The 4,687-nt window shown below is 56.1% G+C and carries 4 protein-coding genes and 1 pseudogene; all 5 read right to left on the reverse strand.

Translation table 11 applies throughout. The features are described 5' to 3' along the window. Positions 1-1,664, reverse strand: a 1,664-nt coding sequence (locus tag ACOVRA_RS11210; RefSeq protein ID WP_421720361.1) for a spermidine synthase, incomplete at its 3' end; no start/stop codon positions are given. Between the two features lie 26 nt (positions 1,665-1,690). Next, entirely contained in the window at positions 1,691-2,143 is a 453-nt protein-coding gene (locus ACOVRA_RS11215) for a type II toxin-antitoxin system RatA family toxin (RefSeq protein WP_421720362.1), read from the reverse strand. Continuing rightward, a complete protein-coding gene (lipA, locus tag ACOVRA_RS11220; RefSeq protein ID WP_421720363.1) occupies positions 2,140-3,105 on the reverse strand; it encodes a lipoyl synthase in 966 nt (321 codons plus the stop codon). The genes ACOVRA_RS11215 and lipA overlap by 4 nt, the downstream gene beginning before the upstream one ends. 75 nt (positions 3,106-3,180) lie before the next feature. After that, positions 3,181-3,678 (reverse strand): DUF6702 family protein, encoded by a 498-nt coding sequence (locus ACOVRA_RS11225; protein ID WP_421720364.1) that lies wholly within the window; start codon positions 3,676-3,678, stop codon positions 3,181-3,183. A 1-nt stretch (position 3,679) separates the two neighbouring features. Beyond that, positions 3,680-4,687, reverse strand: a pseudogene (locus tag ACOVRA_RS11230) (aminopeptidase); the annotation flags it as partial.

Below are 4,687 nucleotides of genomic sequence, written 5' to 3' on the forward strand. Positions count from 1 at the left end.
AACAAGGAGCCGATGGGCGTCTCGCGGTAATAATAGGACATAGGCTCGCGGTTGCGATTGGGGTCCAAACTCATCACGCCATGCAAGGTGGTGCCGTGGGACAGATAGCGCCAGCCCGTTGGGGCTTCGCCACTATCCTCGATTTCGAGGACGCCAAAGAAGCTGCGCTCACGGAATTGCACCCCCTCACCGTCTTCGGTCAGCACGGGCAACAAAAGCGCCAGTCCGCCGATGGCCGCGACAAGCGGTGCTGAGCGCGACGCCATCAAAGCAGCCAAGGCAAGGATGGAGCACAGGATCGCGCCGGCAAATTCAGGCCGATCAATTAGAAGCGCCTCGCGCCAGAACATAGAATCTGTGCCGGCTGCTGCGGCCTTGATGGGCACATATTCTTCCAGCCACAAATAGGCATCAAACGAGTTCTGATACAGGGCAGCTACGCCAAGGGCGATAACAACCGCTGGCAATGCCCATTTCAAATCGGCCCTATGCCAAGGTGCAACAGCTAAGGCCGCCACCAGTGCCAAATGATATTCAATCGTGGTGTTGAGGAGGATGGGGGCCAAAAGCGCCGTTGCTGCCCCGCCCAAAACGCCCCCCAGCGACATCCAGAGGTAAAATTCGGTCAAGCGCGCAGGCTCTGGCCGACGCACCGCAAGCTCTAGGTGACAACACAAAACGATTAGGAAGAAGGCCCCCAAATGGATGAAAAGCCCTTTGAGTCCGCCGTCACTATCGGACGCCATTACGGCGGCTAGCAGAAACACCACCATGAACTTCAGCGGTGCGGCACCTTCTGCAATTCGGTCGCCAATCGCCGAAAAGGCAATGACAAAGGTCAAGAGAAAGAGCGCGAGGGGCGGAATCCACAAAAGCGGCACAGAGGCCACATCGGTCGTCAAATGGGTGGTGACGGCCACCAAAAGGGCGGATGGTGGGGCTGCGAAAGCGACCCAGGTAAAGCGCTCTAACCACGTCGTTTTGCGAAGTGCCGTTTCTTTTGGTGCTTGGCTGTCAGCGGGCACGGCATAGATCGAGACGATTAACGCGAGCATCAGGATCACATAGCCGACGGCCCAAATAACCGACTGCAGCTTTGCACCAATCATCGGCTCAATCAGAAACGGGAAAGCAGCCAATGCGGCGAAACTGCCAAGATTAGAGGCGGCATAGAGCCGATAAGGGTCTACCGCATCGCCAAGGCGCGCGCGCCAAGCTTGGATCAAAGGTGCGGTCGCTGAAATCGCGATAATCGGCCCACCCAGCGAGAGCAGGAGCGCGCCTAAAGTCCAACCTACCGGGCTTGCCACATTGGGGGTGCCGACCAAGCCCGAAACATGGATCGGCAGAAACAACAGCCCGACCACCAGCACGCTGGCATGCACGATCAATTGTTGGCGTGGGCGCAAATGGGTCGCGATCAAATGGGCGTAGAGATAGCCGATCAAAAGCGCGCCTTGATAAAAGACGAGCGCAGTATTCCAGACAGCGGGCGTGCCCCCCATCATTGGGGTCAACATTTTCGCAAACAGCGGCTGTAGGGTAAAAAGAAGCGCTGCGGATAGGAATGTCGTGGCAGGATAGAGCCAAGAGACAGACTTCATCAGAGGTGAAGGCGCAGGTTGCGGCGCTGGAACTTGGTCATTCAAAACCGCATCTGTCACGCAGCGCTCTCCAATCTAGTGAACCTCTATTCTGTCAGGGAGTAGCGCCTTTTGGCCTCTTCTGTGAAGGCCATAATCAGCTTGGAAACAGCTTTATCCATGTTGGCGCGGAGTAATTCTGCCAAAAATGGCTCGGAAAACTCAAAATCCAAGCTCAAATCAACCAAAGTACCAGACTCACTGGGCCGAAAACCCCAGACACATTTCAGTGAGCGGAATGGCCCTTGGATCAAACGGGTTATGACGGTCCGGGCTTTCTCATCCACATCAACATGGGTCGAGAATTGCGCGCGAAACGCCTTATAACCTACCACCGCTTCACCGACAAAATAACGACCTTCTGGCGTCTGCTTGAGTTGGGAAATGCGGGATGCCTTCACCCAAGGCAGAAAGCGCGAATAGGCGGGAACATCGCTGACCAGCGACAGAAGATCATCTGGCGCAAAGGGCATTAATTCGATGGTCTCAAACCGGCTCACGATCCAATGTGGTCCTGACGGCTCTCACGTGCAGCTTTCAGACGCGCAAAATCTTCCCCCGCATGGTGGCTTGAGCGGGTAAGTGGCGAAGCCGAAACGATCAAAAAGCCCTTCGACAAGGCGATGGTCTCATAGGCTTCAAATTCTTGCGGAGTGACGAAGCGGTCGACCGGTGCATGCTTGCGGGTCGGCTGGAGATATTGGCCAATTGTCAGGAAATCGACGCCAGCGGAACGCATGTCGTCCATAACTTGCATGACTTCTTCTTTAGTCTCCCCCAAGCCGACCATCAGGCCGGATTTGGTGAATTGGTTGGGGTCACGTTCTTTGACCCGTTCCAACAAGCGCAGCGACGCATAATAGCGGGCACCGGGGCGGATGGAGAGATAGAGCCGGGGCACGGTTTCCAGATTATGGTTGAACACGTCTGGCTTGGCATCAATCACGGCTTCAGCAGCCCCGGCTTTGCGCAAAAAGTCCGGTGTCAGGATTTCAATCGTCGTGTTTGGCGTTGCCGCCCGAATGGCTTGGATCGTCTCGACAAAATGGGAAGCACCGCCATCGTCCAAATCATCGCGGTCAACCGAGGTAATCACCACATGTTCCAGACCCATGGTGGCAACGGCTTTGGCGACATTAGTAGGCTCTTCGCGGTCGAGGGCGTTGGGCTTGCCGGTTTTGACATTGCAGAAGGAACAGGCACGCGTACAAGTGTCGCCCATGATCATCATGGTTGCGTGCTTCTTGCTCCAACATTCGCCAATATTGGGGCAGCCAGCTTCTTCACACACGGTGACAAGGCGGTTTTCTTTCACAATCGCACGGGTCTGCTCATAGACCTCCCCGCCGGGTGCCCGGACGCGAATCCACTCGGGTTTGCGCATCACGACGCTGTCGGGCCGTTTTTGCTTTTCAGGGTGGCGCGCGGCGCGCTGGGCTTGGGTATCGATGAGCGTAACCATAGGCCTTAAATGAGACCTTTCGCTTCAAAAGGAAAGGTCCAACTCCATCCCATTGCGCAGAGCTGATATGGGTTCTTACGGCAAGCTCATGCGCTTCGCCGGTGTACCCGTCTGAAATCGCGCCGAAACGGTCTTGCCAGCGCGACGTAGATTGATTTGATTGACCTGTGCTTGGGTAAAGTCCTGCAGCAAGTTGGAATCGAGGGTGAGGTCACGGCCGCGGTAGCGCCCAGCTTCAAAATAGACATAGAGCAAATCGCCCGACAATTCCGCACCGACAAATTGAATCGGGATCGCTTTGCCTTGCCCATCGCCAATGAAGAATTGCCGCTCGCAATAGGCTTTGATCACCGCTTGGCCTTCGGGTGTTTCAAAGTAACCAGCGCCGACGGCACCAAGGTCAAGCGCATGCTCGAGATCGTGGGCGTAGAGCCTGTGGGTGATCTCTAAGATACCATTGGAGGGATTGACCTCCACCACGCTGAGGGCTGCTTCCAGCCGATGCGCTGCAACGGGGTTGCTGGCCAAAGCAAGTGCCAGCAACCCCAGTCCTGCGAGGGTAAAACGCTTCATCTTAGCGATTGGGACGAGCGCCTGTCGCTGCCCCTGCCCCAGTGGCTGAGCCCGGGCCTGCTTTTGGCGATACCGCAGGCTTGGTCTGGATGGAGTCTTGGCTCACCGCCAAATCATTGTCCTGCATCAGGTTACGAGGACCTTGGGCGGCTTTAAATACTTCCAAGCGGGTCGGTTCGATCCGGGTTGGGAAATAATTGTTGGACCGATCGACGTCTGCGGTTTCCTGACGTGGGTCCAGTTCGACTTGGGCCACTTCCTTGGCCGTCATATAGGTCCAATTCACCTTGCGAGCATCATAGCGCCAGATTTCAGCTGGGATAGCGACGGTGTCACTGGTTCCATCCTTGAAGGTGAATTTCAAAATCACTGGCGACACGACACCGCCCTTGTTTTCAAGGCTCAAGATATAGAACCGGTCTTTCACATCCAAGACGGCGCGCTCTTCCGGGCTCAACGCCGCACGGGCAGTTGCTGCACGGGCTTTTTGGCCCTTGGTGGCCGAAAGTGGATCGGTGCGGTCATAATAGTCGAGCACGGACGGGTCGTTGTCGGCATAGGTTTTCATGCCCTTATTATTGACTTGACCCAGCTCGATTGGCTTGGCGTCGCGCTCTGCGATGCGGCGGGCCGATTCAATATCGGGGTTCTGGGTGTCTATGGTGCCTTCGCGCACGTTGGTCAGGCTTACATCAACATGGTCGGTGGAATAGAACCAAGCCCGCCAGAACCAGTCGAGATCCACGCCAGAGCTTTCTTCCATCGTGCGGAAGAAGTCATAAGGCGTTGGCCGCTTAAAGCGCCAGCGCGTCGAATATTCTTTGAACGCCCGGTCGAAGCGCGCCCGACCAATGATTGTCTCCCGCAAGACCACCAAAGCGGTTGCAGGCTTACCATAAGCATTGTCGCCCAAACGCTGAACCGAATCCGACTGCGTCATGATGGGCACTTGGTTGCTGGAGCGCATATATTCGGTGATGTCGCGCGGATCGCCACGACGCGACGGATA

Source organism: Aquidulcibacter sp., from assembly GCF_049239865.1.
Taxonomy (GTDB): domain Bacteria; phylum Pseudomonadota; class Alphaproteobacteria; order Caulobacterales; family Aquidulcibacteraceae; genus Aquidulcibacter.